The sequence below is a fragment of the Pseudodesulfovibrio halophilus DSM 5663 genome (assembly GCF_059568665.1).
The window spans coordinates 42,146-68,138 of sequence record NZ_JCANTV010000003.1 but is presented as its reverse complement, the minus strand read 5'-3'; the positions used below and the strand labels follow the sequence as shown (position 1 = coordinate 68,138).

General features: G+C 62.2%; 22 protein-coding genes. 17 read left to right on the top strand and 5 right to left on the bottom strand.

The window, feature by feature from the left end; translation table 11 throughout:
- Position 1 precedes the first annotated feature (1 nt).
- On the bottom strand, positions 2 to 859 hold the full coding sequence (locus BR24_RS01250; RefSeq protein ID WP_496539699.1) for an NAD(P)-dependent oxidoreductase: 858 nt from the start codon (positions 857 to 859) through the stop codon (positions 2 to 4).
- Positions 860 to 986: 127 nt separating this feature from the next.
- Between BR24_RS01250 and BR24_RS01245 the strand changes: the two genes are divergently transcribed.
- Positions 987 to 1,445 carry a hypothetical protein gene (locus BR24_RS01245; protein ID WP_496539698.1) on the top strand — a complete coding sequence of 153 codons (459 nt, stop codon included), beginning with the start codon at positions 987 to 989 and terminating at the stop codon, positions 1,443 to 1,445.
- A gap of 70 nt (positions 1,446 to 1,515) precedes the next feature.
- On the opposite strand, the gene BR24_RS01240 is transcribed toward BR24_RS01245, so the two are convergent.
- The 3 genes from BR24_RS01240 to BR24_RS01230 all read right to left on the bottom strand — a co-directional run bounded on the left by BR24_RS01240 (position 1,516) and on the right by BR24_RS01230 (position 4,985).
- Entirely contained in the window at positions 1,516 to 1,902 is a 387-nt protein-coding gene (locus tag BR24_RS01240) for a response regulator (RefSeq protein WP_496539697.1), read from the bottom strand.
- A gap of 121 nt (positions 1,903 to 2,023) precedes the next feature.
- Positions 2,024 to 3,730 (bottom strand): FAD-dependent oxidoreductase, encoded by a 1,707-nt coding sequence (locus BR24_RS01235; RefSeq protein ID WP_496539696.1) that lies wholly within the window; start codon positions 3,728 to 3,730, stop codon positions 2,024 to 2,026.
- Between the two features lie 31 nt (positions 3,731 to 3,761).
- Complete coding sequence (locus tag BR24_RS01230; protein WP_496539695.1) at positions 3,762 to 4,985, bottom strand: aminotransferase-like domain-containing protein; 1,224 nt, start codon at positions 4,983 to 4,985, stop codon at positions 3,762 to 3,764.
- Positions 4,986 to 5,135: 150 nt separating this feature from the next.
- On the opposite strand from BR24_RS01230, the gene BR24_RS01225 reads away from it, so the two are divergent.
- Positions 5,136 to 6,353 carry an aminopeptidase gene (locus tag BR24_RS01225; RefSeq protein WP_496539694.1) on the top strand — a complete coding sequence of 406 codons (1,218 nt, stop codon included), beginning with the start codon at positions 5,136 to 5,138 and terminating at the stop codon, positions 6,351 to 6,353.
- On the opposite strand, the gene BR24_RS01220 is transcribed toward BR24_RS01225, so the two are convergent.
- Positions 6,350 to 7,723, bottom strand: coding sequence for a Na+/H+ antiporter NhaC family protein (locus tag BR24_RS01220; RefSeq protein ID WP_496539735.1), 1,374 nt, complete (start codon positions 7,721 to 7,723; stop codon positions 6,350 to 6,352). The genes BR24_RS01225 and BR24_RS01220 overlap by 4 nt on opposite strands.
- A gap of 213 nt (positions 7,724 to 7,936) precedes the next feature.
- On the opposite strand from BR24_RS01220, the gene BR24_RS01215 reads away from it, so the two are divergent.
- The 15 genes from BR24_RS01215 to BR24_RS01145 all read left to right on the top strand — a co-directional run bounded on the left by BR24_RS01215 (position 7,937) and on the right by BR24_RS01145 (position 25,920).
- Positions 7,937 to 8,686 carry a glycosyltransferase family 2 protein gene (locus BR24_RS01215; RefSeq protein ID WP_496539693.1) on the top strand — a complete coding sequence of 250 codons (750 nt, stop codon included), beginning with the start codon at positions 7,937 to 7,939 and terminating at the stop codon, positions 8,684 to 8,686.
- A gap of 52 nt (positions 8,687 to 8,738) precedes the next feature.
- Positions 8,739 to 10,415, top strand: a complete 1,677-nt coding sequence (locus BR24_RS01210; RefSeq protein ID WP_496539692.1) for a CgeB family protein — start codon at positions 8,739 to 8,741, stop codon at positions 10,413 to 10,415.
- Between the two features lie 214 nt (positions 10,416 to 10,629).
- On the top strand, positions 10,630 to 11,523 hold the full coding sequence (locus tag BR24_RS01205; RefSeq protein WP_496539691.1) for a flagellin N-terminal helical domain-containing protein: 894 nt from the start codon (positions 10,630 to 10,632) through the stop codon (positions 11,521 to 11,523).
- Between the two features lie 145 nt (positions 11,524 to 11,668).
- On the top strand, positions 11,669 to 13,399 hold the full coding sequence (gene fliD, locus BR24_RS01200) for a flagellar filament capping protein FliD (RefSeq protein WP_496539690.1): 1,731 nt from the start codon (positions 11,669 to 11,671) through the stop codon (positions 13,397 to 13,399).
- A gap of 35 nt (positions 13,400 to 13,434) precedes the next feature.
- The gene (gene fliS, locus BR24_RS01195; RefSeq protein ID WP_496539689.1) at positions 13,435 to 14,091 is read left to right on the top strand and encodes a flagellar export chaperone FliS; all 657 of its coding nucleotides are present in this window, start codon (positions 13,435 to 13,437) and stop codon (positions 14,089 to 14,091) included.
- A gap of 87 nt (positions 14,092 to 14,178) precedes the next feature.
- Entirely contained in the window at positions 14,179 to 15,249 is a 1,071-nt protein-coding gene (locus tag BR24_RS01190) for a glycosyltransferase family 4 protein (protein ID WP_496539688.1), read from the top strand.
- Complete coding sequence (locus tag BR24_RS01185; RefSeq protein WP_496539687.1) at positions 15,246 to 16,403, top strand: glycosyltransferase family protein; 1,158 nt, start codon at positions 15,246 to 15,248, stop codon at positions 16,401 to 16,403. The genes BR24_RS01190 and BR24_RS01185 overlap by 4 nt, the downstream gene beginning before the upstream one ends.
- 90 nt (positions 16,404 to 16,493) lie before the next feature.
- Positions 16,494 to 17,624, top strand: coding sequence for a zinc-ribbon domain-containing protein (locus tag BR24_RS01180; RefSeq protein WP_496539686.1), 1,131 nt, complete (start codon positions 16,494 to 16,496; stop codon positions 17,622 to 17,624).
- Positions 17,625 to 17,631: 7 nt separating this feature from the next.
- The gene (locus BR24_RS01175) at positions 17,632 to 17,973 is read left to right on the top strand and encodes a hypothetical protein (protein WP_496539685.1); all 342 of its coding nucleotides are present in this window, start codon (positions 17,632 to 17,634) and stop codon (positions 17,971 to 17,973) included.
- Between the two features lie 98 nt (positions 17,974 to 18,071).
- A complete protein-coding gene (locus BR24_RS01170; RefSeq protein WP_496539684.1) occupies positions 18,072 to 19,274 on the top strand; it encodes an OmpA family protein in 1,203 nt (400 codons plus the stop codon).
- Between the two features lie 154 nt (positions 19,275 to 19,428).
- Entirely contained in the window at positions 19,429 to 20,622 is a 1,194-nt protein-coding gene (gene ahbC, locus BR24_RS01165) for a 12,18-didecarboxysiroheme deacetylase (RefSeq protein WP_496539683.1), read from the top strand.
- Positions 20,623 to 20,635: 13 nt separating this feature from the next.
- Positions 20,636 to 21,622 (top strand): porphobilinogen synthase, encoded by a 987-nt coding sequence (gene hemB / locus BR24_RS01160; RefSeq protein ID WP_496539682.1) that lies wholly within the window; start codon positions 20,636 to 20,638, stop codon positions 21,620 to 21,622.
- 4 nt (positions 21,623 to 21,626) lie between these two features.
- Positions 21,627 to 22,802 (top strand): heme b synthase, encoded by a 1,176-nt coding sequence (gene ahbD, locus BR24_RS01155; protein ID WP_496539681.1) that lies wholly within the window; start codon positions 21,627 to 21,629, stop codon positions 22,800 to 22,802.
- Positions 22,802 to 23,251 (top strand): siroheme decarboxylase subunit alpha, encoded by a 450-nt coding sequence (ahbA, locus tag BR24_RS01150; RefSeq protein WP_496539680.1) that lies wholly within the window; start codon positions 22,802 to 22,804, stop codon positions 23,249 to 23,251. The genes ahbD and ahbA overlap by 1 nt, the downstream gene beginning before the upstream one ends.
- A 176-nt stretch (positions 23,252 to 23,427) precedes the next feature.
- A complete protein-coding gene (locus tag BR24_RS01145; protein WP_496539679.1) occupies positions 23,428 to 25,920 on the top strand; it encodes a methyl-accepting chemotaxis protein in 2,493 nt (830 codons plus the stop codon).
- Positions 25,921 to 25,993: the final 73 nt, after the last annotated feature.

The window sequence follows — 25,993 nt, the reverse complement described above, 5'->3', positions numbered from 1 at the left end:
ACTATCTGCCGAGCGCCTTGATAACGGCGGCGAAGTCCTCTTCCCCGAATCCGTCCTTCAGGGCGCGCTCGTACTGGTAGCGCACCGCGGTCGAAGCCGGGATGTCAGCGCCCGTGTCGAAAGCGGTTTCAAGCACGAAGCCCAGGTCCTTGTCCATGTGCATGAGCGGGAACTGCGGCGGATACGTGCCTGAGAGATACATGTCGCGCTTGAGCTGGTAGAGGATGTTGGACAGAGGCCCCTCGAGGACCACATCCAGCATCTGTTCGCGATCAAGGCCGCCCTTTTCTCCGAAATGGAGCATTTCGGAAAGCCCCTGCATCATGACCCCGAGCAGCAGGTTCACGCTCATCTTCATCATGGAGCCCGTCCCCGCATCGCCGCAGTGAACCGTGCGGCGTCCCATGGCGGCAAAGGCTGGCTCCATGGACGACACGTCCGCTTCGTCACCCCCCGCGAGAATGACCAGCGTGCCGTCTTCGGCGGGTTTTTTGGAGCCCGACACCGGAGCATCCATGAACCGCACGCCCCGCTCCCGCAAACGCTGCGCCAGGCCGCGGGAATAGGCCGGCGATACCGTGCTCATGTTAACGAACAGCTTTCCCTCCAGCTCATCCGCCACGCCGCCTTCCCCGAAGAGGACCTGATCCACCGCATCGGGGCCGGTGAGCATGGCCACGACGCAGTCCACACCTTCCGCGGCATCGGCAGGCGACGACGCGGCCCGGGCCCCGCGTCCCACCAACTGAGCCTCCGGACCTCTGGTGCGGTTCCAGACGTTGACCTCATGTCCGCGCTCCAGCAGGTTCGCCGCCATGCGGCTCCCCATGATGCCGAGTCCGAGAAAACCTATCTTCATGAAACTGCTCCCTGTTTGGAGGTTTTATCGTCAACCATACATGCCGCAGGCGGCCATAACAACCGCCCTTGCCCGCGCCTCGACATTTCGATACGTTGCCACACCACATCACGCAGGGGGATTACGCATGACGGAAGAACAGATTCGCGAACACATTCATACCGTGGTCATGAACAAGGTGCAGGAGCAGGACGAGTCGCGCCGCAAGGAGGCGCTTCAGGAGTTCATGACCGTCACCGCCACGGCGACGGGAGACGTCACCGCCGAGAAGGTGGCCGAGATGGTGCCGCCGCTCATGGAGAACCTGTACGACAAATGGATCGGCATGTTCATCGACCGACTGCTGGAGACAGCCCCGCGCGACGCTCTGGAACTCCTCTGCGACGGGACACAGGACAACGACGCGGCCCTGCTGCTGGCCTACATCATGTTCCTCGAGTCCGAACGCATGGAAGAACAGATCGACAAGGACCTGCGCGAATACGGACGAGAAATGTCCGGCACCGACGAGATGGGCGACATCGCCGCCGACTACATCCGCTCCCGCATGGCCGCCATGGCCGACAAGGCGCAGAACAAGCAGTAGCTCAATAAAAACAAAGAGCCGCACCCTCATACGGGGCGGCTCTCACTTTTTTGCGTGCCTCTCGGTTTTTCTAAATAACCATGTTGGCGTACAGTTCGTCCAACACCGCGTCCTTGTCGAACGGTTTGACGATGTAACAGGTTGCATAGGTATCAAAAAATGCCTTGCTCACGTTTCTGCTGTCCGCCAGTGACGTTATCATCACCAGCTTGAAGCCGTTGGGACCGTCATTGGTCTCTTCCTCCCTGAGCCGTTCCGCCACCTCGTGTCCGTCCATGCCCGGCATGAGTATATCCATGAACACCGCTTCGTAAGGCCTGCCTTCAGCAGCGGCCTTGCGGAACATGGACAGCGCCTCGGCCCCGGAGAGCGCCGAATCGCAGGAGGCATAAGGCTTGAGAATGTTCTTGAGATACAGGTGAATCGACTCGTCATCGTCCACAATGAGAAAACGCATTCACTTCCTCCCCGGCGGTTGCCTGAAATAGACATTCGAATATCACCTAACTAACACAGCCCGACGTCTGTGACAACGCCGGGCTGTTTATTTTCGTACAATCCACCGTTTGTGGAGCAGGTTACACGTCCATTCCCCACTTCTTGAGTGCGGCCATGCCGCCCCGGATGGTCACCGCGTCCTTGACGCCCTTGTGGTCCAGCATGACCTGCGCCTCATAGGCGCGGGCGCCGGTGTTGCAGACGAGGACGACGGTCTTGTCCTCGGGGATTTCAGAGAAGCGCTTGTATATTTCCCCCTGAGGAATGTTGCACCAGTGCTCGGGGTGCTTTTCCATGAACGGCTCCGCATCAGGTGCTTCACGGCAGTCGAGGAAACAGTAGTCGCCGGAGTCGCGCTGCTCCCAGAGCTTTTCGAAGCCTTCCGGCCCCACGCCGCGGTTCAGGCCGCGCTCGGCGTTGTCCGCCATGTTCGCAACGGAATTGAGGACGTCCATGGCCGAGGAGAACGGCGGGGCGTATGCCAGCTCCATGGTGGAGAGTTCGTCTATGGTCAGGCCGAACTTCATGGCCCCGGCCACGGCGTTGATCCGGCCGACCATGGCGTCCCCGGCGTTGCCGAAGCCCTGAATGCCGAGCACCTTGCGGGTGCCTTTCTCGTAGACCAGTTCAAGGGTCATGAGGTCCTTGCTGGGGTAGAAGTGCGCCCTGTCAAGCGAGACCAGCAGCACGCTGGCGGCGTCGAAGCCCGCGGCCTTGGCGCTTTCAAGACTCAGCCCGGTGCCTGCCAGCGAGGTCTCGAAGGTTTTGACCACGAAGGAGCCGAGCACGCCGTCGAATTTCGAGGCTCCGCCTGCGAGGTTATCGCCCACGACGCGCCCCTGCCTGTTGGCCATGGAGCCCAGCGGCAGGAAGGCGGGCTGACCGGTGACGATGTTCTTCACCACCACGCAGTCGCCGCCGGAAAAAATCGCCGGATCGGTGGTACGCATGGTCTCGTCCACCACGATGCCGCCGCGCTCGTTGCACTCCAGACCCGCGTCACGCGCAAGACCGTCGTTGGGGATGACACCAACGGAGATGATGACGCATTCGGCCTCCACGGTACGCTTGTCGGTCACCACGCGCTGAACGCGGCCGTCGCCCTCCAGCGCCTTGACGGTCTCGCCGAGGTGGAACTGCACCCCCTGCTCTTCCATGTGCTCCTGCGTCATGCGGGCCATTTCCGGACTCACCAGACGCGGCATGACCTGATCGAAGATTTCGAAGACCGTGGTGTCGACGCCCCAGAGGTCAGTGAACGCCTCGGCCATTTCAAGGCCGATGAATCCGGCGCCGACCACCACCGCGTTATTGACCTCACCCCTGGCGATGGCTTCCTTGATGGCCACGGCGTCGTGGGGGTTGGAAACGTAGTGCACGCCCTTGAGGTCTTCGCCCGGCAGATTCAGTTTGCGCGGGGTGGCCCCGGTGGCGATCACGAGCTGGTCGTATTCCAGTTCGCCGGACTCCCCGGTCGCCAGATTCTCGTACCTGACCTTCTTCGCGTCGCGGTCTATTTCCACGGCGCGAGTGCGGGGCATGACGTCAACGCCCTTCACGTCTTTGAAGAACTGCACGTCGCGGACCATGTGGAAGCTGGTGGTGCGCAGCTCCTGCTCGTCCGCCACTTCGCCGGAGACGTAGTAGGGGATGCCGCACCCGCCGTAAGAGATGACGTCGCTCTCGTCGAGCATGGTCACGCGGGAACCGGGTTCAAGCCTCTTGAAGCGGCAGGCGGCCTTGGGGCCGAGGGCCACCGCGCCGATGACGACTACATGTTGGGACATATCTGCTCCATCCGTTTTAACGGTTCGGTAATCAATCCAGGAACTCCCGGATACTCTCGCCCAGCCGGGCGATGCCCTCCCCGATGCGTTCGGGGTCGGCGTTGGAGAAATTCAGGCGCAGCGTATTGTCGCCGCCGCCGTCCGCATAGAACGGGGCGCCGGGGACAAATGCCACCTTGCGTCTGATGGCGCTGTCAAACAGCGCCATGGAGGAGCACCCCTCGGGCAGCGTCGCCCAGAGAAACATCCCTCCCTCCGGCTCGGTGCAGCGCACACGGGCCGGGAAATATTCGCGAATCTTCTCGACCATGACCTCTCGATGCCTGCCATAGGTCTCCCGGATGGCCTCCACGTGGTCGTCGATTTCGTTCTCTTCCAGATAGGCACGCATGATGGATTGGGCAAGCGTGCTGGTATGCAGGTCCGTGGCCTGCTTGGCGACAACGAGCTTGTCGCGCACCGGGCCGGGCGCCACCACCCAGCCGAGGCGAAATCCGGGCGCGGCGATCTTGGAGAAGGATCCGTTGAGCAGTCCGGGCTTCTTTCGGTAGGAATATACCGGCGGCAGGTGCTCGCCCATGAACCGCAGCTCACCGTACGGGTCGTCCTCCACGAAAACGACACCGTAGCGATCCAGCAGCTCGGCCACGGCGGCGCGCTTCTCCGCGCTGTAGCTCACGCCGGAAGGATTCTGGAAGTTGGGCACCGCATAGAACATCTTGGCCCCGGCCGCAAAAGCCCGCTCAAGCTCTTCAAGGTCCGGCCCGTCGTCCTGAAGGGCCACGGTCACGAAGTTGGGTTCGTAGACAGAGAAAGACTGGATGGCGCCGAGGTAGCCGGGGCGCTCGATGACCACGGTGTCTCCCTTGTCAAGAAAGACCTTGCCGGCCATGTCGAGACACTGCTGGGAGCCGGTGGTGATGACGATGTCGTCGGGATCGACCTCCACGCCGCGCCTTGCGTAGCGATCCGCGATGAACCGGCGCAGGACGGGGTCCCCTTCGGTGGTGGAGTACTGTAGCGATGCCGCGCCGGTGGTGCCGCCGAGGACCCGCCCGGCGGCTTCTGCCATGGCTCCCACCGGGAACATTGCGGGGTTGGGGAGCCCCCCGGCAAACGAAATAATGGAGGGATCGGCGGTGACCTTCAGGATTTCCCGGATGAACGAGCGGTGAACCGAGTCCATCCGGACGGCAAAGCATTCTTCCACAAAAATTCTCCTTTGTCCCGTAGGGGAAATACGCCCATTTTTCATTGACCGCAAGGGGTATGGGCGCGGTGGGCATGAAAGCATGAACTTCCCGGAATTTCCAGCCCAAATCCGAAACCGGGGTGTTGCGATCGGATTCGTCGCCACGCGCCCTGACGCCTTGCCCGCGCCGGGCCGAGGGCGTATGCTTGAAAAATGAGCGACAAAACCACCCTCTTCACCCGGCAGGAGATCGAGGACTACGCCGAGGTCCTGCTCTGGGCCGTCAACGAGTCCCGCAACAAGCCGCTGAAAAACGGCGACATGGTGCTGATCCGCTTCGACCATAACGGGCTCGCGCTCTGCGAGGCGCTGTATTCGCTGCTGACTGACAAGCACCTGCGCCCGGTCCCGCTGATGCGCCCCACGCCGATCATGGAAGTGGAGAAGTACCTCAACTCGAGCTTCGCCCAGCTCACGTTCCAGCCGCCGGGCTTCGAGGAGCTGTACGCGCGAGCCGCTGCGGGCATCAACATCCTCGCTCCTGAGGCGCTCAATCACCTGCAGGCCGCCGATCCGCTGGTGATGGCCGAGGCCCGCAAGGCGGAAGCACCGCTCAAGGCGATTCTGGAACGCCGCAAAAACGCGGGGACGCTGGGCTGGACCACCTGCGTCTATCCCACCAAGGCCCTTGCCGACGCAGCCGGGATCGAGCTGGAAGAGTACGCCACGCAGCTCAAGCGGGCCTGCTGGCTGAACATGCCCTCCCCGCTCAAGGAGTGGAAGCGCATCGCCAAACGGCAGCAGGTGATCATCGAATGGCTCCAGTCGCTGGAGATTCGCTCCCTGCGGGTGGAGTCCGCCAACATCGACCTGAAGGTGAAGCTCGGGGACAACAGACGTTTCGTGGGATTCACCGGACACAACGTGCCCGGGAGCGAAATCTACGTCGCTCCGGACTGTCGGGCCGTCGAGGGGGTCTTCTTCGCCAACCAGCCAAGCGTCCGGTCCGGGCATCTGGTGCACGGCGCCACGCTGGAGTTCAACGACGGCATCACCACCCGCGTCACCGCGCTGATGGGCGAAACGTTCCTGCAGCGGGAACTTTACGCCGACGCGGGCGCGAGAAAGGTCGGCGAGTTCTCGCTCACCGACAAACGCCTTTCGAGGGTGGACACGTTCATGGCCCACACCCTGCTGGACGAAAACTTCGCCGGAGAGTACGGCAACTGCCACATCGCGCTGGGCGGCTCGCTCATCGAATGTTTCGACGGCCCGCCCGAGGCGCTCACGCCCGAACTTGAGACCGCGCTCGGGTTCAATTCATCCAACATCCACTGGGATCTGGTGAACACCGAACCCAAGCGTGTTATTGCCTCGACGAGCACCGGCGAACCGGTGCTCATCTATGAGAACGGCGAATTCAGAATCTAGTCGCTTTCCACGGGCTTCTTCGGCGGCGCCGGGAAGCCTGTCAGGATGCCGATGAGCGCCATGCCTGCCAGCGCGAAGCAGTAGTACATGTTGCCCACCACGGCCACGGGCGAGAGCTTGGCGATGGAGCCTGCCAGCAGAATCTGCGCGCCGTAGGGGATCAGCCCCTGCACCACGCAGGAGAAGATATCCAGCAGCGATGCGCTGCGGCGCGGGTCCACGCCGTTCTGCTCGGCGATGCCCTTGGCCATCTTCCCGGTCAGGATGATGGCGACGGTGTTGTTTGCCGTGCACAGGTCGGCGACGGCGGAGAGCGCGCCGATGGAGATTTCTCCGGAACGCTTGGCGGACCGCCCTTCCTTGGAGGCCATGCGCTGAATCGCCCGGATGACCCAGTCGATGCCGCCGTGGAAGCGGATCAGCTCACCGAGGCCGCCGATGAGCAGCGACAGGACCAGAATCTCCTGCATCCCCTTGAAGCCGTTGTAGATGTCCTGTGAAAAGCTCAGGACGGAGAAGTCCGGCATGGTGGCGAGTCCCACGACGCCGCACAGGGCGATGCCCGAGGCCAGCACCACGAAGACGTTGATGCCGGAGACCGCCATGACCAGAATGGCGATGTAGGGCAGCACCTTCAGCAGGCTGTAGGACTCCTGCGCGGCCACGGTTCCGCTGGAGCCGAGGAAGTACAGCAGGAGCATGGTCCCCACGGCCGCGGGCAGGGCCAGCTTGAAGTTCATCCGGAACTTGTCCGCCATGGCGCACCCCTGCGTGCGGGTGGCGGCGATGGTGGTGTCCGAGATCATGGAGAGGTTGTCCCCGAACATGGCGCCGCCCACAACGGTTCCCACGAGCAGCGCGGGACCGAGGTCCGAATTTTCCGCCACGCCCACGGCGATGGGCGCGATGGCGGCGATGGTGCCCATGGAGGTACCCATGGCCGTCGCGATGAACGCGGCCACCGCGAACAGCCCCGGCAGGACCATGGAGGCCGGGATGACGGACAGCCCTAGCGCCACGGTGGATTCCACGCCCCCGATGGCCTTGGCAGTGGCGGCAAACGCGCCTGCCAGCAAATATATGACGCACATGGTGATGATGTTGGAATCACCCATGCCGCGAATGAATATGTTGATGCGGTCGTCGAGCCTGCCGCGCCCCATGCCCAGCGCCCAGACGATGGCGGGCAGGATGGCGACGGTGGCGGAGAGCTGGTAGAAGGCCATCTCCGTTCCCCCGGCGGAGAGCACGGCTCCGGTTCCGATGAAGATGACGAGGAAGAGGCCCAGCGGGGCCAGAGCAAGTCCGTTCGGCTGTTTTTCGTTCATGTGATATATCCTTGTTTCGTTTCGACGAGAATCGACAGGGATGCAGGCATGAGGTCACCGGGGTCCGATCCCCCGCCCCCGTGCAGTTTTCAGTGCACCCCGTCTGCGGCAACGGGGACCTTCTACCGCCACATTCCTGTCGTCAAGGCCGTTTTTCCAATTTCTGCCGCCGCAAAACCCCCGGCACCCAAGCATGGACCGCGCTGCGCGAAAAGTATAGGATGCCGCGCAATCTTTCAGGAGGATAAAACAACGATGCGAGTGACCGGACTGGTTTTGACCCTCAACGGCGAACGGCTGCTGGAACGCTGCCTGCGTTCGCTGGCGTTCTGCGACGAAGTGCTGGTAGTGGACTCCGAAAGCACCGACCGCACCGTGGAAATTGCCGAATCCTGCGGCGCGCGGGTTCTGGTGAACCCCTGGCCCGGCCCGGTGGAACAGTTCCGGTTCGCCTTCTCGAACATCGACACCGAGTGGATCGTCAGCCTCGATCAGGACGAGGTCATCACCGACGAACTGCGCGGCTCCATTGAGGCCGCCCTTGCCGCCCCGGGTGAGCACGCAGGGTTCTACACATCTCGCAGCACATGGTACTTCGACCGCTTCATGAAGCACTCCGGCTGGTATCCGGACCGGCTGCTGCGCGTCTTCGACAAGGACCGCATAACCCTCTCCGCCAGCGGCGCCCATTATCACTTCAGGCCCGAAGGCCCCACGCGCAACCTTGACGGGGACATTCTCCATTACAGCTACCGCAATTTTTTCGACCATCTGGACAAGATCAACTACTACGCCCAGAAGGGAGCCGAAGATCTGCGCGCCAAGGGCAGACGTGGCGGCGTAGGGCCGGCCGTCACCCACGGACTGGGCCGATTCTTCAAGCTGTACGCGCTCAAGAAAGGCTTCCTCGACGGCCGCGCCGGGTTCATCAACGCCTGCGCCGGGGCCTTCTACGCCTTCCAAAAGTACATACGCATCGAGGAAAAAGGCGACTGGAACGGATAGCAACCCGTTGCAGGGACTTGCGCCCGACAGTGCTCCGGGGTACTGAGCTTCCATGATACCAGCCGAACCCGCAGTCCAGTCCGCCTCTCCGATCCGCGACGGCAGCACTCTCTCGGATATCGTGGCCGTGGTGGACGGCAAGAAGCGCCACGTCTGGGGCCGAAACGGTCCGGACCGTGAGGCCGCCCTGCTCGGCGAGCTTGAAGACGATGCTTTGCCGGTGCTGCTCGGCGCGGGCCTCGGCCTCAATCTGGACGCATTGCTTTCGCAGGACCGCCCGGTGGCACTGGTGGACCTTGAGGCACCGCTGCTGGATGCCGCGGGCGTGTCTCCTTCCGCCGAGTCTCCGCTCTTCATTCCGAAAGGAAACTCGGCGAGCGAGATCATCGCATCCCTTCGCGACTGGGCTCGTACGCACGGCGGCAGGCTCAAGCCGGTCATCCTCCCCTTCCACAAAAGGCTCCGCGGCGGTTTCTACGCCGCGCTGGGCACGGAACTGGAAAAATCGCCCACCACCGACTTCTGGGAGGCTGTGCGATATCCCAGATTCCAAAACGCAAAACCCAGAATCCTGTTCTTCGAAACAGACTATTTCCTCAACCGGGAGATAGTCCGGACGCTGGATCGGCTCGAATTACCATACCGCACCGTGGACACGCCCAAGGGCGGTCGGGGCAGCGATGCGTTCATCAGGGAACTGCTGGCCGCCACCGTCAAGTTCAAGCCGGATTTCGCCCTGACCGTGAACCACTTCGGGCTGGACCGCGAGGGGCGGCTCATGGAACTGCTGGAGCGGTTGAACCTGCCCCTGGCATCGTGGTTCGTGGATAACCCCTACCTTATCCTTTACAGGTATCCACGGCTGAGTTCCGACCGTGTCACGCTGTTCAGCTACGACGAGGATTCTTTGGAGCAGATGCGGAAGCTGGGCTATCAGAACGTCCACTGGCTGCCCCTCGGGACGGACGAGACGCTCTTCACCCCGGACGACGGTCCGTGCCGGAACGAATGGACCGCCGACGTTTCCTTTGTCGGCAACTCCATGCAGGGCAAGATCTCGGGATTTCTGGACGCTGCCCGCGTCCCCGCCCAGTTGCTTGAAGACTGGCAGAGACTTGCCCGGGAATTCGGCGAGTCCGGTCATGGCACGCCTTCATCGTATCTGCGCGAGGTACGCCCCGAACTGGCCAGCCTGCTCGACGGCGTGCGCGACATGGCGAGCGCGCAGGCATACGAGTCCCTGCTCACCTTCGAAGCCACCCGTCGCTATCGGCAGGAGTGCGTCCGGCAGACGCTCCCGTTCCACCCGCACATCGCCGGTGACGAAGGCTGGGGCGAGGCGCTCCCGGACTCCGGCTGGCAACACCTCCCGCGACTGGACTACTACGAGGACCTGCCCGGCTTCTACCGCTGCTCGAAGGTCAACCTGAACTGCACCAGCCTTCAGATGAAAGGGGCGGTGAACCAACGGGTCTTCGACGTTCCGGCCAGCGGCGGTTTCCTGCTCACGGACAGCCGCAGGCAGCTCGAAACCCTCTTCGACCCCGACACCGAGTGCGCCGCCTACACCTCGCCCGGGGAGATTCCCGACCTGATCCGGCGGTTTCTTTCCGATACGGGAGAACGCCGCGCCGTGGCTGCGGCCGCCCGCAAAAGGATACTCGCCCGGCACACCTACCGGCACCGCCTGACTGAGCTGGTTTCCGTCATGCGGCGTACGTTTTCCTGAAAAAAACGCCGCCAGCCTCCCTGCACTCCCCTGTGCGCCGCCCGCAACGCCCCGCCATTCGCGGCAAATACTCCTGAATAAAAAAACATAAATCAGCCTAAAGTTTTCCCGGCGAAGGACGATGAGGCAAGCAACAGGACGTGGAAAACCGTAACGGATCGGCCAACGCGGTTATCCATAGGCAAGGAAGCCTAACAGTTTCAAGGAGGAAACCATGTCTCTCGTTATCAATCACAACATGTCTGCAATGAATGCAGCACGTAACCTGTCGGACTCCTTCGGGTCTCTGTCTGAATCCACCAGGCGCCTGTCTTCCGGTCTTCGCATCGGAACCGCGGCGGACGACGCAGCAGGCCTTGCGGTTCGCGAACTCATGCGTGCGGAAATCTCTTCCCTGAACCAGGGTATCCGCAACGCCAACGACGCGATATCCATGATCCAGACCGCTGACGGCGCCCTCGGCGTCATCGACGAAAAGCTCATCCGCATGAAGGAACTCGCACAGCAGGCATCCACGGGTACCTACAACTCCGACCAGCGTCTGATTATCGACTCCGAATATCAGGCCATGGCTTCGGAAATCACCCGTATCGCCAGCTCCACCGACTTCAACGGCATCTACCTGCTCAACGGTGCCATGTCCGGTGAGAACAGCGACCACAGCGGCTCCGACCTCAAGTCCACCGGCCCCATGAAGGTTCACTTCGGTACCGGTAACGACTGCGCCGAGGACTACTACTACGTGTCCATCGGCACTTCCACCGCATCCGCTCTGGGTGTCGGCCTCGGCGCCACCACTTCCGCCGGTAAGTCGATCTCCACCCAGCAGCTCGCGCAGGAGTCTCTGGACCAGCTGAACGACTCGATCATCTCCAAGGACAAGATTCGTGCAAACCTCGGTGCGCTCCAGAACAGGCTCGAGAACACCGTTTCGGTTCTGGGTATCCAGGCCGAGAACACCCAGGCCGCAGAATCCCAGATTTCCGACGTGGATGTGGCAAACGAAATGACCCGCTTCACAAGGAACCAGATCCTGACCCAGGCCGGCGTGTCCATGCTGTCTCAGGCCAACAGCCTGCCGCAGATGGCCCTGTCCCTCATCGGCTAACGATGACGGCAGTCGCAGCCTAAAGACGACTCAAGGGGCCGGGCACCGAGAGGTTGTCCGGCCCTCGTCTTTAGATGGCACCGACCTTGCAAAATGACGGGCGAACCATCGAAAAAGGAAATTTTTTCCCCACGAGGACGCCTCAATGTCTGACTACCTTTCTGGAGAGATAAACTTCGCCGGACTCGGCAACGGCACCGACTTCAATGAGCTCATCGACGGGCTCATGAAGATCGAGAAGCGTCGTGTCACCAGTCTTGAGCAATGGCGATCCAGCTGGGAAGCCAAGGTCGAGCAGTTCGACGAGCTCAACTCCAAGATGGTCTCGCTCAGGTCCACGCTCACCTCGCTGGACACCATGAACGAGTTCCTGTCCAAGAACGTCAGCAGCTCCAACAGCACCATCCTCACCGCCACAGCCACTTCGGACGCGCAAGAGGCCAGCCACTCCGTCGTGGTGGGCAATCTGGCGACAAACGACGTGCTCATCACCACCTCGGGCGTCGGAGCGCTCTCCGACTCCGTGGTCACCGCGGACAGCGACTTCACGTTCTCCTACGCCGGCACCAGCCACACCATCAGCAATATTTCCGCCGGCACAAACCTCGAGACCCTGGTCAACATCATCAACACCCACCCGGAATCGCAGCAGCACATCCGGGCCTCCACGGTCTACGACGGGACGAACTACCATCTGCAGATCACTGGGCGCGACCTCGGCGCGGACAATCAGGTCATAATTTCCAACACCGGCAGCATCGTCTTCGCGGCGGGGGACTTCGACGAGACGCAGGGGGCGTCCAACGCCAAGATACGCGTGGACGGCTACCCAAACGACGGCACATGGATCGAGCGATCCAGCAACACCGTCAGCGATGTCATCGAAGGCATTTCGCTGAACCTCAAGCAGGCCGACCCGTCAACCACGGTCACCATCGGCGTCAACACCGACACCGAGAAGATCAAGGAGAACGTGCGCACCGTCGTCGACAAGATCAACGAAGTGCGAACCATGATCATGGCGTTGACCAAGGTCGACTCGTCGGGCGGCGACGACGAGGTAAAGGGGTCCATCCTCACGGGTAACTACGGCGTGGAGATGATCAACCAGAACCTGAAGAACATCACTGCCTCGAAGGGCCTCGGGTTCCAGTATTACGATCCTGATACCGGAAGCGGCGATTTCTACTCCGCGCTGGGTCAGATCGGCATCACCACCGACACGGACGAAAGCTCGCCGACGTTCGGCATGCTGACCATCGAGGAGACCACGGACGATCCGGACAAGCAGAAGTTCACGCTGGACTACGCGCTTGACAACAATCCCGAGGCGGTCGCCAGACTTTTCGCCGCGGACAACGAGGGGACGTCCCTTTCTTCGGATTTCACTTTCGATTCGCAGCTCGACACGACTCAGCCCGGAACATACGAGGTGGAGGTCGTCACCAGCGGCGGCGGCATCTCGAGCGCCACCATTGGCGGCGAGCCGTGCAGCATCTCCGGCTGGACCATCACCTGTACGTCGGGCGACCCCAAGGGTCTGGCCGTCACCCTCAACGACCAGTCCACGGTGGGCACCATCACGGGCGAAGTCGCCATCAGACAGGGCAAGGTCGGCGAAATGGTGGACGAACTCACCGAACTGACCAAGCCCTACAACCACGCCACTCATGAAGGCGGAACCCTCGCAATTCTCAAGGAGAACTACGGGGACATCATGGAGGGCATCGACAAGAAGATCGAACGGGAAAACGAGCGCATCGCCCGCAAGGAGCGCATGCTCAGGAACAAATACGCCCGTCTCGACGCCCTTCTTGGAGAACTGAACAACCAACAGCAGGCGCTGAGCAGTCAGCTCGCGCAGCTTGCGGGATAAGAAAAAGACGACCTTCACGGTAAGGAGCGCAGCACATGGCCAATCCGGCAAAGGCATACCTCGCGGTACAGGTGGAAACCACCTCACAGGGACAACTGCTGCTCATGCTTTACGAGGCATGCATCAAGTTTCTCAGGCAGGCCAAGGTCGAAATAGAGAAGAAGGACTACGCCAAGAAGGGGATTCTCATTTCACGGGCCCTGTCCATCATCCATGAGCTCACCGAGAGCCTCAACAAGGAAAAAGGCGGCGAGATCAGCCAGAACCTCGCCGGGATCTACATGTTCTGCACCAACGAGCTGACGCAGGCCAACATCAAGCTCGACGTGGAGAAAATCGAAAACGTCATCAAGATGTTGGACAGCATCCGCTCGGCCTATGAACAGATCATCCCCGAGGCGCAGAAGAAAAACGGCACCGCTGCGACGCAGCCAGCCGCCCCCGCTGCTCCTCAGGCCGTTCCCCGGCCCGAAACGCAGAAACCGGCGGAACAGCAGACAGCGCAGCAGGGCCAGCAGCCCGCTCAGGAACAGAAGCAGCAGCCGACGCCCTCCACGCCGCCCAACGGATATCCCGGGACCATGCGCCCCGGACAGCCCGGCGGACCGCAGCTGCGCCCGGTTTCACCCAAGCCGCAGGTCAACGCGGCCAAGAGCAGGGCCAACAGCGCCTACAGCAACGCCAACCGATAGACCGCACCAACGGGGACCGGCAACAAGCCGGTCCCCGTTTTATCCGGGGCAATTTACTTCCGCCCCGCCATGTGTCACGTTCCCCCCATGTCCTCAGAAAGAATCAAAGTCCTGCACTGCGCAGGGTCGCTCGGAATCGGCGGCACGGAGAAGGTCATGCAGACCTTTGCCGAGACGCTCGACTCCGACCGCTTCGAGGTCGCCGTTCACAGCCCCGTGGACGGAGTTCGCGCAGCCATGCTCAGGGAAAAGGGCATACCCACGCATATCGGCACGGACCTGTTCCGGACGCTGGAACGCTTTCGCCCCCACATAGCGCATATTCACCGCGCGGGCTGGCCTGAACCCGGCAGCCTCAAACCGTTCCGCACGGCCGGAACGCCTGCCGTCATCGAAACCAACGTCTTCGGCAGGCATGATCCCAGCCCGGAGGCACGCGTCATCTCCCGCACCCTTTTCGTTTCCCGCTTCTGCCTCGACCGCTTTCACCGGCTCAACGGGATTCCGCCAAATCCGCCCCGCTACGACTTCCTCTACAATCCAGTGGACACCGATTGTTTCGAATCCGCGGCACGATCCGAGCGCGACTTTTCCCTCCCTGCCGCAGCGCGCATCTCCCGGCCCGACCCGGGAAAATGGAGCGCGCTGGCCCTGACCTTTCTCCCAGCGCTGGTGGAACGGGTGCCCGACTTCCGCTATCATGTCATCGGAGCCATTGAAGAAGCGCGCGACTTCGTGCGCAAGCTCGGGCTGGAAGCCAACATCGTCTTTCACGACCCGGTGGAGACCGATGATGAAATCGCGTCCTTCCTTGACAAGGCTTCGGTGCTGGCCCACGCCAACGACACAGGGGAATCCTTCGGGCTCGTCATCGCCGAGGCCATGGCCTGCGGGCTGCCCGTTGTCACCCATCCGGCACAGGGCGAGCGAGACAACGCCCAGCTGGAGCTCGTCGACGACGGCGTCACCGGAATCGTCGCCCGCAACGCCGCAGAATACGGCGCGGCGCTGGAGTGGCTATTCGCCCACCCCGACCGCGCCCGCGCCATGGGTCAGGCCGGACGCGACAAGGCCGCAAGGCTGTACCGCAGGCAGACCGTGACCCGAAGACTCGAAGCCGTGTATGAAGAAGTCCTTGCAGCCGTGGAGGAAGCGTGAACCTACCGCTCATACGACGATACACCGACGCCGTCCTGGCCTTTCATCTGCAGGAGGAGCCCGGCCCGGCCATTCCGGCATCCGACACGGCCCGCCATGCCCAGCGTTGCCTCAAGGCTTTCACCCGCGTCCCCTCCCCGGTCCTGATCCTGTTCGGGTTCGGCTCCGGCCAGCTTGCCGGCGAGCTGGACGCGACGCTTCCCCCGGAAGCCGTGCTGGCGGTCTGCGAGACCTCCCCCGAGGCAGCCCGGAACGCCCGCGACAATCACTCCGACTTGTTTGACGACAGCGGTCGCACCGTCCTGCTCGCCGACACGTCGGTCTGGGCGATTCTTCTGCTGCTCCATATGGCCGACCTGCGACCGGATGAAGCCTGCCTCATGCTGAACCCGGAGATCGGCAAGGGAGCAAAACGCGACGAACTCGAAGCGCTTCGGCGCATCACCGCCGCCGCCAGACCGGAAGCGTATCCGCAGACACACGCGAATCCATCGCTTTCGGCCGGGGCCATCCTGCACCCGCAGGACGAAGGCCTCGATCGTTTTTTTGCGCAGTTCCCGTCTTGGCTGGAGGAACTCGTGGTGGTCTGGGACGCGGAGCAGCCGCCCGGCACCCGGTTTCCCTGCGCCTGTCCTGTGAGACACCTCGCCAGCCCGCTCGACGATTTTGCCTCGCAGCGGAACCGGATGCTGGAGGCATGTCGGGGCGAATCGGTGCTGTATCTGGATGCGGACGAGACCCTTCCACGCGGCGCGTGGGACGAGGTGGCAAAACTGGCTGCTTCGGATTTTCAGGCCGTGTGGTTTCCCCGGCGCACCCTGTTTCCGGACGAAACCCGCTGCAAAGTGGGGTACGGCCTGTGGCCCGACCTGCAGATGCGCCTTTTCCGCCGCGAAGGAACACGCTTCGTGCGTCCGGTGCACGAACGGGTGGAAGGGCTTGACGGCCCCGCCGCCATTTTGCTGAACTTGCCCATCATGCACGAAAGCCGCATCCGCAAGGACGACTCGCGCATCCGGGAGAAGCTGGCCCGCTTCGACTCGGCCTCCGGCGGCAGCCTGAGCCATACGCTCAACGAGGACTACCCGACGCTGTCGCACGGGCGGCTTTCCGGCGGCCCTTCACTGCTTCGCCTGCGTCGCAATCCCGGATGATTCCTGCACGCATTGCGGCCTTGATTCCCGGGGTGTTTCCCGGTAGAAATCGGCAAACCTGAAAATTACAGCCAATACAGGATTTTCATAATGATCATCACCTGCCCGGAATGCAAATTCGAGCGTGAAGTAAATCTGGACAAGATTCCCGCGCGCGCCCAGACCGCGACCTGCCCGAAATGCAAGACCAAATTCAAGTTTCGTGAAATCGACGACGAGTTCGACTTCCAACCCGAAGCCGTCGGACAGGAACCTGCGGCCCCCTCTTCGGAGGAAGCCCCCGGCGAACCGCAGGCCACGCAGGACGACTCCGCTGCCACAAAGCCTGAAAAGGCTGACTCCGAAGCGCCCGCCGATCCTCCGACATCCGAGGATCTGCTGCCCGGACTGGACGATCCCTCCAAAGACAAGGGCGAGGAGCTCTGGGACAAGCTCGGCGTCATGACGCCGCCGGAGGAGCGTCGTCGGGAGGAGGGCGAAAAGCAGTCCCCCGCCGGATACGACGACGCGCCGCTGCCGGACTGGGCCCGCAAGCGCGAGGAGCGGGCGCAGGCAGAGCAGGCGGAACAGGCCGCTCAGGAGGAAGAGGTCCCGGTGGTTAAACCGCCTTTCGAGGACCTCGAACGCTTCGGCTTCTTCCCCGGCCTCTTCGAGACCATCAAGCGTATCGTCCTTGCCCCGCGCATGTTCTTCGATTTCATGCCCATCGGTGGCGGCATCGGAAGGCCGCTGGTCTTCGCCCTGCTCATCATCCTCATTCACGACCTGTTCAATTCCATTTATATTTACGCCGGGCTCGTTCCGCCCCCGCAGCTCAACGGCCAGACCGCCGAGTTCATGACCGACAGCCTCGGGATGCAGATGGGCCTCGTGCTGCTGCTCTCTCCCGTGGCCGGGGCTGTGGCCCTGTTCGCCGCGGCATGGCTCTATCACGCGGTGCTCTCCATACTGCGCGCCGCCAACGGAGGCTTCGAGGGCACGTTCCGGGCCGTGGCCTATTCAACGCCGCCCCTGCTGCTGGGTCTGATCCCCGAGGTCAACACCCTCGTGCAGCAGGGAAGCCTCATCGCCTCCTCTTCATGGTTCATGGTGCTCGTTATCATTGCCTGGAAGCACCTGCACAGGACAACGTACCTGAAAGCCGGACTGACCATCGTGCTGCCGGTGCTGGTGATGATGGTCCTCGTGTTTTTCTCCATGAGCTACATGCCCACGGTCTAGGAGGAGCATGGCCGTATTCGACAGGCTGAAGAACTGGTGGGGGGATTTCAAGGCCCGCCGCGCACTCGCAAGGGAGGTGGCCCCGAAGAACATCAGGGCCATGGCCAGCGAGGTGGGCGAACTCGCACGCCTCGCCTCGCAGGTCTCCCCCGCCTCACCCGAACTGCACGAACTCATTGAGAACGTCCGTGCCGAGATGGCCCGTCTCGAAGAGCTCGCCGGCAAGCCCGAATTCCGCAAGCTCTCCACGGGCAAACGCATCCTGCTCAGGCAGGGACTGATCCAATCCAAGGAACAGCTCCTCGAATCCATCGACAAGGCGCCCACTCCGACCGAGCGGTTGCAGTAACTCTTTCACGGTACGATACTTGCTTCAAACGGGGCGACCGAGGCCGCGCCGTCAAGAAACCGGCGCGCTGAATCGCGAACCCGAACTCCGGTACCGCCATGAAACGAATATTACTGCTTTCGATGCTGCTCCTGCTTGGAGCGTGCGCCTATGTAGACCCGAGCCTGACCGACCAGACCGAGGTATACACCGACGCCGAGACCCGGCGCTCCGATCTCGTGGTGGCAGTGGCTCCCAAGGCCAAAAGCCGCAAGCCCCTTACCGCGCTGTTCTATCCCTTTCACGTTCAGCAACCCACGCCGGACCACAAACATCTCGGCCGCACGTTCGGGCAGATTTTCCAGAACGAATGGCTCAGGCGCCGCCTCTTCACCACGCTGGAGATGGACCCGCAGCTCACCTACTACAACAAGCGCCGCTCACTGGCCGAAGCGCGCAGGCGCGGCGCCGACCTGCTGATCCTCGGCTTCATCCCGTATTTCTATGCAGGTTCCACGCTGGACGATACCGCCATGACGCTTCAGGTGAACATCTACAACGTGGAGACCGGCATTCTGCTGTTCAGCATGGCGCAGTCAGGCCGCATCGAAGAGCGCATGGAGGAGGACTGGATCTACTTCCGCTACAAAACGCGGATGACGGAAAGCCCGTTCTTCCGGCTGGTCACCGACATCGCCGGAGACATGTCCGTGCCCGTCAAGTCGTGGCTGCCGGACCCTGACGCAAGGCCTTACTCCTTTGCCGGAAACAAGGGGCAGATCGTCACCGCTCTGACCACCCCGCCGAGCGCGACATCACGGGGCGCCGATTCCAATGCCCCCTCCGGCAGCTCTCCCCGCGATTCCGGGGACACTTCGGGAAGCACGGGTGACAGCCCGGACACCCCCGGAGTCCAGTCGCGGGGCGGCGAGGATTCGACCATGGAGCGCGACCTGACACAGTCCGGAAAGGATGTGCCCGGCGTAAACCTCGACATCCGATTCGATCTGGACAAGGCCACCATCCGTCCTGAATCCTATCCGCTTCTGGACGAGCTGGCCCGGGCGCTGAAATCCCCGGAGCTGAAAGGCAAGCCCATCATCGTCGCCGGACACACCGATTCCAGCGCCAGCCAGCGGTACAACCTCGACCTCTCCGCCCGGCGAGCGGACGCCGTGAAAAAGTATCTGGTCATGAAACACGCAATACCGCCCAAGCTCATCGAAACCGTCGGCTACGGGGAATCACGCCCCATCGCGGACAACGAGACCGAACAGGGCCGGATGCAGAACCGACGCGTGGAAGTCCGCATGGCGGAATAGGAATGATTCTTGACTTGAAGTCCCGCATCCCTACATAGTACGGGGGCGGGCCAAAGGGGTGGACACCGGTTCCATCCCTTCTTTTTTCGGGTTTTCGCCCGTCCGCATTTGTGATACGCCAACCGCACACCTTTCAATACCGAGGAACGAACATATGATCGGCATTTCGAAACTATACTGTGGTACCGTGGAGCCTTCGGACGCACTGCGCTACGGTCGCGAGTCCGGCAAGCTCCCCTCCCACCTCCTCCAGTTCGCCGAGGACAAGAAGCCCGTCGTGGTCTGGAACATGACCCAGCGGTGCAACCTCAAGTGCGTGCACTGTTACGCACAGGCCGTGGATCCCAGCGAGCACAAGGACCCCATCGACACCGACAAGGGCAAGGAAATCATCGACGACCTCGCGCAGTTCGGCGCTCCGGTCATGCTCTTCTCCGGCGGCGAACCGCTGGTTCGCGAAGACCTGCCGGAACTGGCCAGCTACGCCACCGAAAAAGGCATGCGCGCCGTCATTTCCACCAACGGCACCCTCATCACCAAGAAAAAAGCCAAGGAACTCAAGGAAGTCGGCCTCTCCTACGTGGGCATCTCCCTTGACGGCGCCGAAGAAGTGCACGACAAGTTCCGCGGCGTGAAGGGCTCCTACAAGCAGGCCCTCAAGGGCGTCGAAAACTGTCAGGCCGAAGGCCTCAAGGTCGGCCTGCGTTTCACCATCAACAAGTGGAACGCCCCCGAGGTTCCCCACCTCTTCCGCCTGCTGGAAGACATGGAGATCCCCCGCATCTGTTTCTATCACCTCGTCTACTCCGGACGCGGTTCCGAGCTCATCAAGGAAGACCTCTCCCATCAGGAGACCCGCGACATCGTGGACCTGATCATGGACGAGACCCGCGCCCTGTTCGAAAAGGGCAAGGAGAAGGAAGTCCTCACCGTGGACAACCACGCCGACGGACCCTACGTCTACTTCCGACTGCTCAAGGAAAACCCCGAGCGCGCCAAGGAAGTCCTGGAACTGCTCAAGTGGAACGAGGGCAACTCCTCGGGACGCGGCATCGGCTGCATCTCCTGGGACGGCAAGGTGCACGCGGACCAGTTCATGCGTCACCACACCTTCGGCAACGTGCTGGAACGCCCGTTCTCCGAGATCTGGACCGACAGCAACATCGAGCTGCTGCACAAGATGAAGGACAAGCGTCCGCATGTGAAGGGTCGCTGTGCCCAGTGCCGCTTCCTGAACATCTGCGGCGGCAACTTCCGCGCCCGCGCCGAAGCCTACTACGACGACTTCTGGGCGCAGGACCCGGCATGCTACCTCACCGACGAGGAAATCTCCGGCGAACCGCTGTAGCAAGGGAGCAACCATGTCGTTTCTCGACTTCCATCGCGGCCGCAGGCTGCGCACCTCCGCCTCCATGCGGGAGCTGGTGCGCGAAAACGAAGTACGCCCGCAGGACCTGATGATGCCCTACTTCGTCGTCGAAACCGACGACGAGGACTTTTGCAAACCCATCGGTTCCATGCCCGGCCAGCACCAACTCTCCATGAAGCAGCTGAAAAAGCGCGTGGGCGAGGCCGTGGCCATGGGCATGAAGAGCTGCATCCTCTTCGGCATCCCCGCCGAAAAGGACCCCAAAGGCTCACAGGCCTATGCGGACGAGGGCATCGTGCAGGAGTCCATCCGCATGCTCAAGGACGCCTATCCGGACCTGATCGTGGCCGCGGATACCTGCCTGTGCGAGTTCACCTCCCACGGGCACTGCGGCCTGCTCAGCCCCTCCGGCGAAGTGCTCAACGACCCCACCCTCGACCTGCTGGCGCAGACCGCGCTCTCGCAGGTTCGCGCAGGGGCCGACATTGTGGCCCCGTCCGACATGATGGACGGCCGCGTTGCCGCCATCCGCGACACGCTGGACGAGGCCGGGTTCGTGAACACGCCCATTATGAGCTACGCGGTCAAGTACGCTTCGGCCTTTTACGGTCCGTTCCGCGAAGCTGCGGAAAACAGCCCCACCAGCGGCGACCGCAAGAGCTACCAGATGGACCCGGCCAACCGGCGCGAAGCCCTTCGCGAGGCCGAGGCCGACATCGCGGAAGGCGCGGACATCCTCATGGTCAAACCCGGCCTGCCCTATCTGGACGTCATCCGCTCCCTGCGCGAGAACTTCGACGCTCCCGTGGCCGCCTATCAGGTCAGCGGGGAGTACAGCATGATCAAGGCCGCCGCGCAGAACGGCTGGATGGACGGCGACGCGGTCATGATGGAGTCGCTGGTCTCCTTCAAGCGCGCCGGGGCCGAACTGATTCTGACCTACTTCACCGAGGACGCCCTGAGGCTCCTCAACGGGTAACGATATGCACGGAAACAAAGGCTGCCCGCCCGAAGGGCACCCCGGAGGCCATCCCGGCGGACACCCGCACGGCAAGGGCCATCCCGGAGCCGAGACCAAACCGAAGATGACACTCGAGGACGGCAGCCCGGTCTGCCGCCTCGTGGCATGGGAAGTCACCCGTTCCTGCAACCTCGCCTGCAAGCACTGCCGGGCCGAGGCGCATGTGGAGCCCTACGAGGGAGAGCTGTCCACCGAGCAGGCCAAGGCGCTGATCGACACCTTCCCCGAGGTGGGCAACCCCATCATCATCTTCACCGGCGGCGAACCCATGATGCGCCACGACGTGTACGAGCTCATCGCCTACGCCAAGAGCAAGGGCCTGCGCTGCGTCATGGCGCCCAACGGCACGCTGATAACCCCGGAGACCGCCGCGAAGATGAAGGAAGCGGGCATCGAGCGCTGCTCCATCTCCATCGACGCGCCCACCGCCGCCCAGCACGACGAGTTTCGCGGCGAGATCGGCGCGTTCGACAAGGCCATGCAGGGCATCCAGTACCTGAAGGACGCGGGCATCGAGTTCCAGCTCAATACCACCGTCACCCGTGACAATCTCCCGTTCTTCAAGGACATCTTCCACCTCTGCGACGACCTTGGAGCCGCCGCGTGGCACATCTTCCTGCTGGTTCCCACCGGACGCGCCGAGGAGCTCGGCGCACAGGTGATCACCGCCGAGGAATACGAGGAAGTGCTCAACTGGTTCTACGACTTCCGCAAGACCACCAACATGCAGCTCAAGGCCACCTGCGCGCCGCACTACCACCGCATCCTGCGTCAGCGGGCCAAGGAGGAAGGCGTTCCGGTGACCTTCGAGAACTTCGGGCTGGACGCGGTGAGCCGCGGGTGTCTCGGCGGCGTGGGCTTCTGCTTCATATCCCATCGCGGGCAGGTGCAGCCCTGCGGCTATCTGGAACTGGACTGCGGGAACGTGCTGGAGACCCCGTTCCCGGAACTGTGGCGCAACACGCCCCACTTCAGGAACCTGCGCAACCCCGAAGTTTACGAAGGCAAATGCGGCCACTGCGAGTACGAGCGCGTCTGCGGCGGCTGCCGGGCCCGGGCCCAGACCATGAAGGGCAGCTACCTTGAGGCCGAACCCCTGTGCTCCCACCAGCCCAAGAAAAAGCCCAAGGGGGAATGATGGACAGCTACGACAAGGAAATCCTGAACATCATTCAGTCCTATTTTCCCCTCACCTCCCGGCCATATCAGGAGATCGGGGATCAGGTGGGGTTGACCGAAGGCGAAACCCTTGCCCGCGTTCGCGCGCTCAAGGATTCCGGACTCATTCGCCGCATGGGGGCCAACTTCCAATCCAAGCAGCTTGGCTGGCAGTCCACCTTGTGCGCCGCGAGCGTCCCCGAAGAAAAAATGGACGAGTTCGTCGCCGAGGTGAACCGGCATGACGGCGTCACCCATAACTATCTTCGCGAAAACGAGTTCAACGTCTGGTTCGCCCTCATCGCCCCGGACATGGACGCGGTGGAAGCGATTCTAGCGGAAATCACGGAAAAAACAGGAATCAAGATATTGAATCTTCCTGCCGAAAAAATGTTCAAAATCAAGGTCGACTTTCAAATGGAGAAATGATTCTCCACCGACATGGCCCTGCTATGCAAAGGGAACCGTTCAAACGGTTCCCTTTTTTAGTGCACGCGGTCAGTCGATATCAGATATTCGTATACAATTTTGTGCGACAACCATGTGACGAACCGAGCATCTTGTGGTAGCGGCAAACCTTCAAGACGCTCACGCAGGAGGTTCTCGTGTTCAACAAAATCAGTATGCTGGGCAAGCAGCTGGCGCTTGCCTGCATCACTCTCGCAGCAGCCGCACTGATCATTTTCGCCGGGTACAGGGGCATCAGTTCCGTGGGGCAGGAGCTGACCATCTACAGCAACTGGACCGAAATCGACAGCACCATGCAGCAGCGCGTGGTCATGAATCTTCTGAAAGCAAACAACAAGATTCATATCTACATGCACAGCCCGAACCAGCCCAACTACATTCAGTACGCGCGGGCCATGAGCAAGGCGCGGGGCGGGTTCAGCAGATGGGCCGAGTCCGTGAAGGGCCACCCGGAGCTGCTTGAGCAGGGCCGGCCGGTGGCCAAGCGCATCAAGGCCATCGAAAGCGCCATGGCCGACTACCGGAACCTCGTCCGAGAGCGCAAGAAGACCCTCGGATATACCGACACCCTTGCGCAGAGCCTTTCCAAGAAGCTGCGCCAGTCGGTGACCATGGTAATCTCCCCCGAAAGGCAGTTCAGCCAGGCCGATGGCGACATGGAGGCCGTGGTCCGCTGGTACAACATGCAGGTGATTCTCGAAGAAAAGATCGCCGGGCCGGTGAGCAAGGCCGTGGCCGGTATTCATGAATACGTCTACTCCTCCGACCCCAAGCTGCTCAACGCCATCGAGAACGACCTCGCCATGGCAGGCAGCGGCCTCTTCGAGTGGGAGGATGCGGTGGCTGGAAACAAGGAACTGGAACAGACCGCCAAACAGATTGGCGACATCCTCAAGGGGCTCAAGAAGAACCTCGACAAGCTGACTGAAATCAGCAAGCAGGAAGTCGTTATTCGCAAGCAGATCAATGACAATTCGCAGGCAGCCACCGACGCCGTGGACTCCTTGATCTCCAAATTCATCGCCCCGGCCAAGGCCGAAGCAGTCGAGAGCGCCAACAAGGCCGAATCCGCCGCACTGGTCGGCATGGGCGTCATGGCCGCCATCGCGGCAGGCATCTCGCTTCTGGCCTCGCTGTTCTTCGCGCTGTCCGTCTCCCGCTCCCTTCGCAAGGCTGAACGGTTTGCCCAGTCCGTGGCCGAAGGCGACCTCAACGCCGAACTGGACGTCCACCGGGGCGACGAGATAGGCCGCATCGCAACCGCCATCAGCCACATCCCACAAAACCTCAAGCAGGTGCTGGGCGACTTCGAGCATGTGGCCGAGAATATCCGTGAGGGTCGCCTGAACACGAGAGGCGACGAGGCCAAGTTCCAAGGCGCGTATGCCGAGATGATCGAGAACGCCAACGGCATGGCCGACACCCTGATCGGCCTGCTGGACGACCTGCCGCTTCCGGTCATGGCCGTGGATACCGACAAGAACATCATTTACATAAACAAGCTCGGCGCACAGCAGGGCGAGGCCGAACCCGACGCCCTGGTTGGTTCCAAATGCTTCGAGCACTTCCGGACCACCGACTGCAACACCGAGGACTGCGCCTGCCTCAAGGCCATCAACGGCGACGAGGTTTCACGTGCCAACACCGAAGCCCGTCCCGACGCCGGACGCATGGACATCGAATACATCGGCACGCCCATTCACGACGAGCGCGGCAAGGTCGTGGGCGCGTTCAAGATCATCATGGACCAGACCTCCATCAAGGACGCCCAGAAGCGCATGATGGAGTCCGCCGACCGCGCCGAGGAGATCGTTTCGAACCTCTCCTCAGCAGCCGAGCAGCTCACCGTGCAGATGGAACAGATCAAGCGCGGGGCCGCCAACCAGAAGTCCATGAGTGCGGAAGCAGCCAGCGCCATGGAGCAGATGAGCTCCACGGTCATCGAAATCGCCCGCAACGCTTCCGACGCCGCCGAGAACGCCGCCAACGCCAACCAGCACGCCACTGACGGCGGGCAGGTGGTCAAGCAGGTGGTCAGCGCCATTCAGGAAGTGCAGCACCGGGCCGACGCCATGGACAGCTCCATCAAGGACCTCGGCGTCAAGGTCGAGAACATCGGCGACATAATGAACGTCATTAACGACATCGCGGACCAGACAAACCTGCTGGCGCTCAACGCGGCCATCGAGGCTGCCCGCGCGGGCGAGGCCGGACGCGGATTCGCAGTGGTCGCGGACGAAGTCCGCAAGCTGGCGGAAAAGACCATGCAGGCCACCGGCGAGGTGGAAACCGCGGTTTCCTCCATCCGCTCCGGCGCGGAGCAGAACGCCACCGCCATCCGCGAAGCCGTCACCGCCGTCGGACAGGCCACGGAGCTGGCGGACAACGCGGGCGAGGCTCTTTCCTCCATCGTGGGCATCGTCGCCACCACGGACGACCGGGTGCGCAACATCGCCACCGCCGCCGAGGAGCAGTCCGCCACCAGCGAGGAAGTGACGCGCACCGTGGCCAACGTGGACGAGCAGGCCTCCGAGATGGACGAGGCCATGTCGCAGTCCGCCTCCGCCGTGGCAGATCTGGCCCGCCTGGCCGCAGAAGTCCGCACGCTTGTGGAGGAGCTCAAGGCCTGATCAGCTCCGCCACGGGTTGCCCTTCGGCAATAAACGAACTACAAGACCGTTGCCGCGCCTGATGCGGCAACGG

What these genes read in the sequence shown, in the direction of transcription:
- BR24_RS01250 (WP_496539699.1), bottom strand. Translation starts at nt 859, where the DNA reads ATGAAGATAGGTTTTCTCGGACTCGGCATCATGGGGAGCCGCATGGCG.
- ahbD (WP_496539681.1), top strand. Translation starts at nt 21,627, where the DNA reads ATGCACGGAAACAAAGGCTGCCCGCCCGAAGGGCACCCCGGAGGCCAT.
- BR24_RS01175 (WP_496539685.1), top strand. Translation starts at nt 17,632, where the DNA reads ATGGCCGTATTCGACAGGCTGAAGAACTGGTGGGGGGATTTCAAGGCC.
- fliD (WP_496539690.1), top strand. Translation starts at nt 11,669, where the DNA reads ATGTCTGACTACCTTTCTGGAGAGATAAACTTCGCCGGACTCGGCAAC.
- BR24_RS01240 (WP_496539697.1), bottom strand. Translation starts at nt 1,902, where the DNA reads ATGCGTTTTCTCATTGTGGACGATGACGAGTCGATTCACCTGTATCTC.
- ahbC (WP_496539683.1), top strand. Translation starts at nt 19,429, where the DNA reads ATGATCGGCATTTCGAAACTATACTGTGGTACCGTGGAGCCTTCGGAC.
- fliS (WP_496539689.1), top strand. Translation starts at nt 13,435, where the DNA reads ATGGCCAATCCGGCAAAGGCATACCTCGCGGTACAGGTGGAAACCACC.
- BR24_RS01205 (WP_496539691.1), top strand. Translation starts at nt 10,630, where the DNA reads ATGTCTCTCGTTATCAATCACAACATGTCTGCAATGAATGCAGCACGT.
- BR24_RS01245 (WP_496539698.1), top strand. Translation starts at nt 987, where the DNA reads ATGACGGAAGAACAGATTCGCGAACACATTCATACCGTGGTCATGAAC.
- ahbA (WP_496539680.1), top strand. Translation starts at nt 22,802, where the DNA reads ATGGACAGCTACGACAAGGAAATCCTGAACATCATTCAGTCCTATTTT.
- BR24_RS01210 (WP_496539692.1), top strand. Translation starts at nt 8,739, where the DNA reads ATGATACCAGCCGAACCCGCAGTCCAGTCCGCCTCTCCGATCCGCGAC.
- BR24_RS01225 (WP_496539694.1), top strand. Translation starts at nt 5,136, where the DNA reads ATGAGCGACAAAACCACCCTCTTCACCCGGCAGGAGATCGAGGACTAC.
- hemB (WP_496539682.1), top strand. Translation starts at nt 20,636, where the DNA reads ATGTCGTTTCTCGACTTCCATCGCGGCCGCAGGCTGCGCACCTCCGCC.
- BR24_RS01230 (WP_496539695.1), bottom strand. Translation starts at nt 4,985, where the DNA reads ATGAAAAATGGGCGTATTTCCCCTACGGGACAAAGGAGAATTTTTGTG.
- BR24_RS01235 (WP_496539696.1), bottom strand. Translation starts at nt 3,730, where the DNA reads ATGTCCCAACATGTAGTCGTCATCGGCGCGGTGGCCCTCGGCCCCAAG.
- BR24_RS01215 (WP_496539693.1), top strand. Translation starts at nt 7,937, where the DNA reads ATGCGAGTGACCGGACTGGTTTTGACCCTCAACGGCGAACGGCTGCTG.
- BR24_RS01190 (WP_496539688.1), top strand. Translation starts at nt 14,179, where the DNA reads ATGTCCTCAGAAAGAATCAAAGTCCTGCACTGCGCAGGGTCGCTCGGA.
- BR24_RS01180 (WP_496539686.1), top strand. Translation starts at nt 16,494, where the DNA reads ATGATCATCACCTGCCCGGAATGCAAATTCGAGCGTGAAGTAAATCTG.
- BR24_RS01170 (WP_496539684.1), top strand. Translation starts at nt 18,072, where the DNA reads ATGAAACGAATATTACTGCTTTCGATGCTGCTCCTGCTTGGAGCGTGC.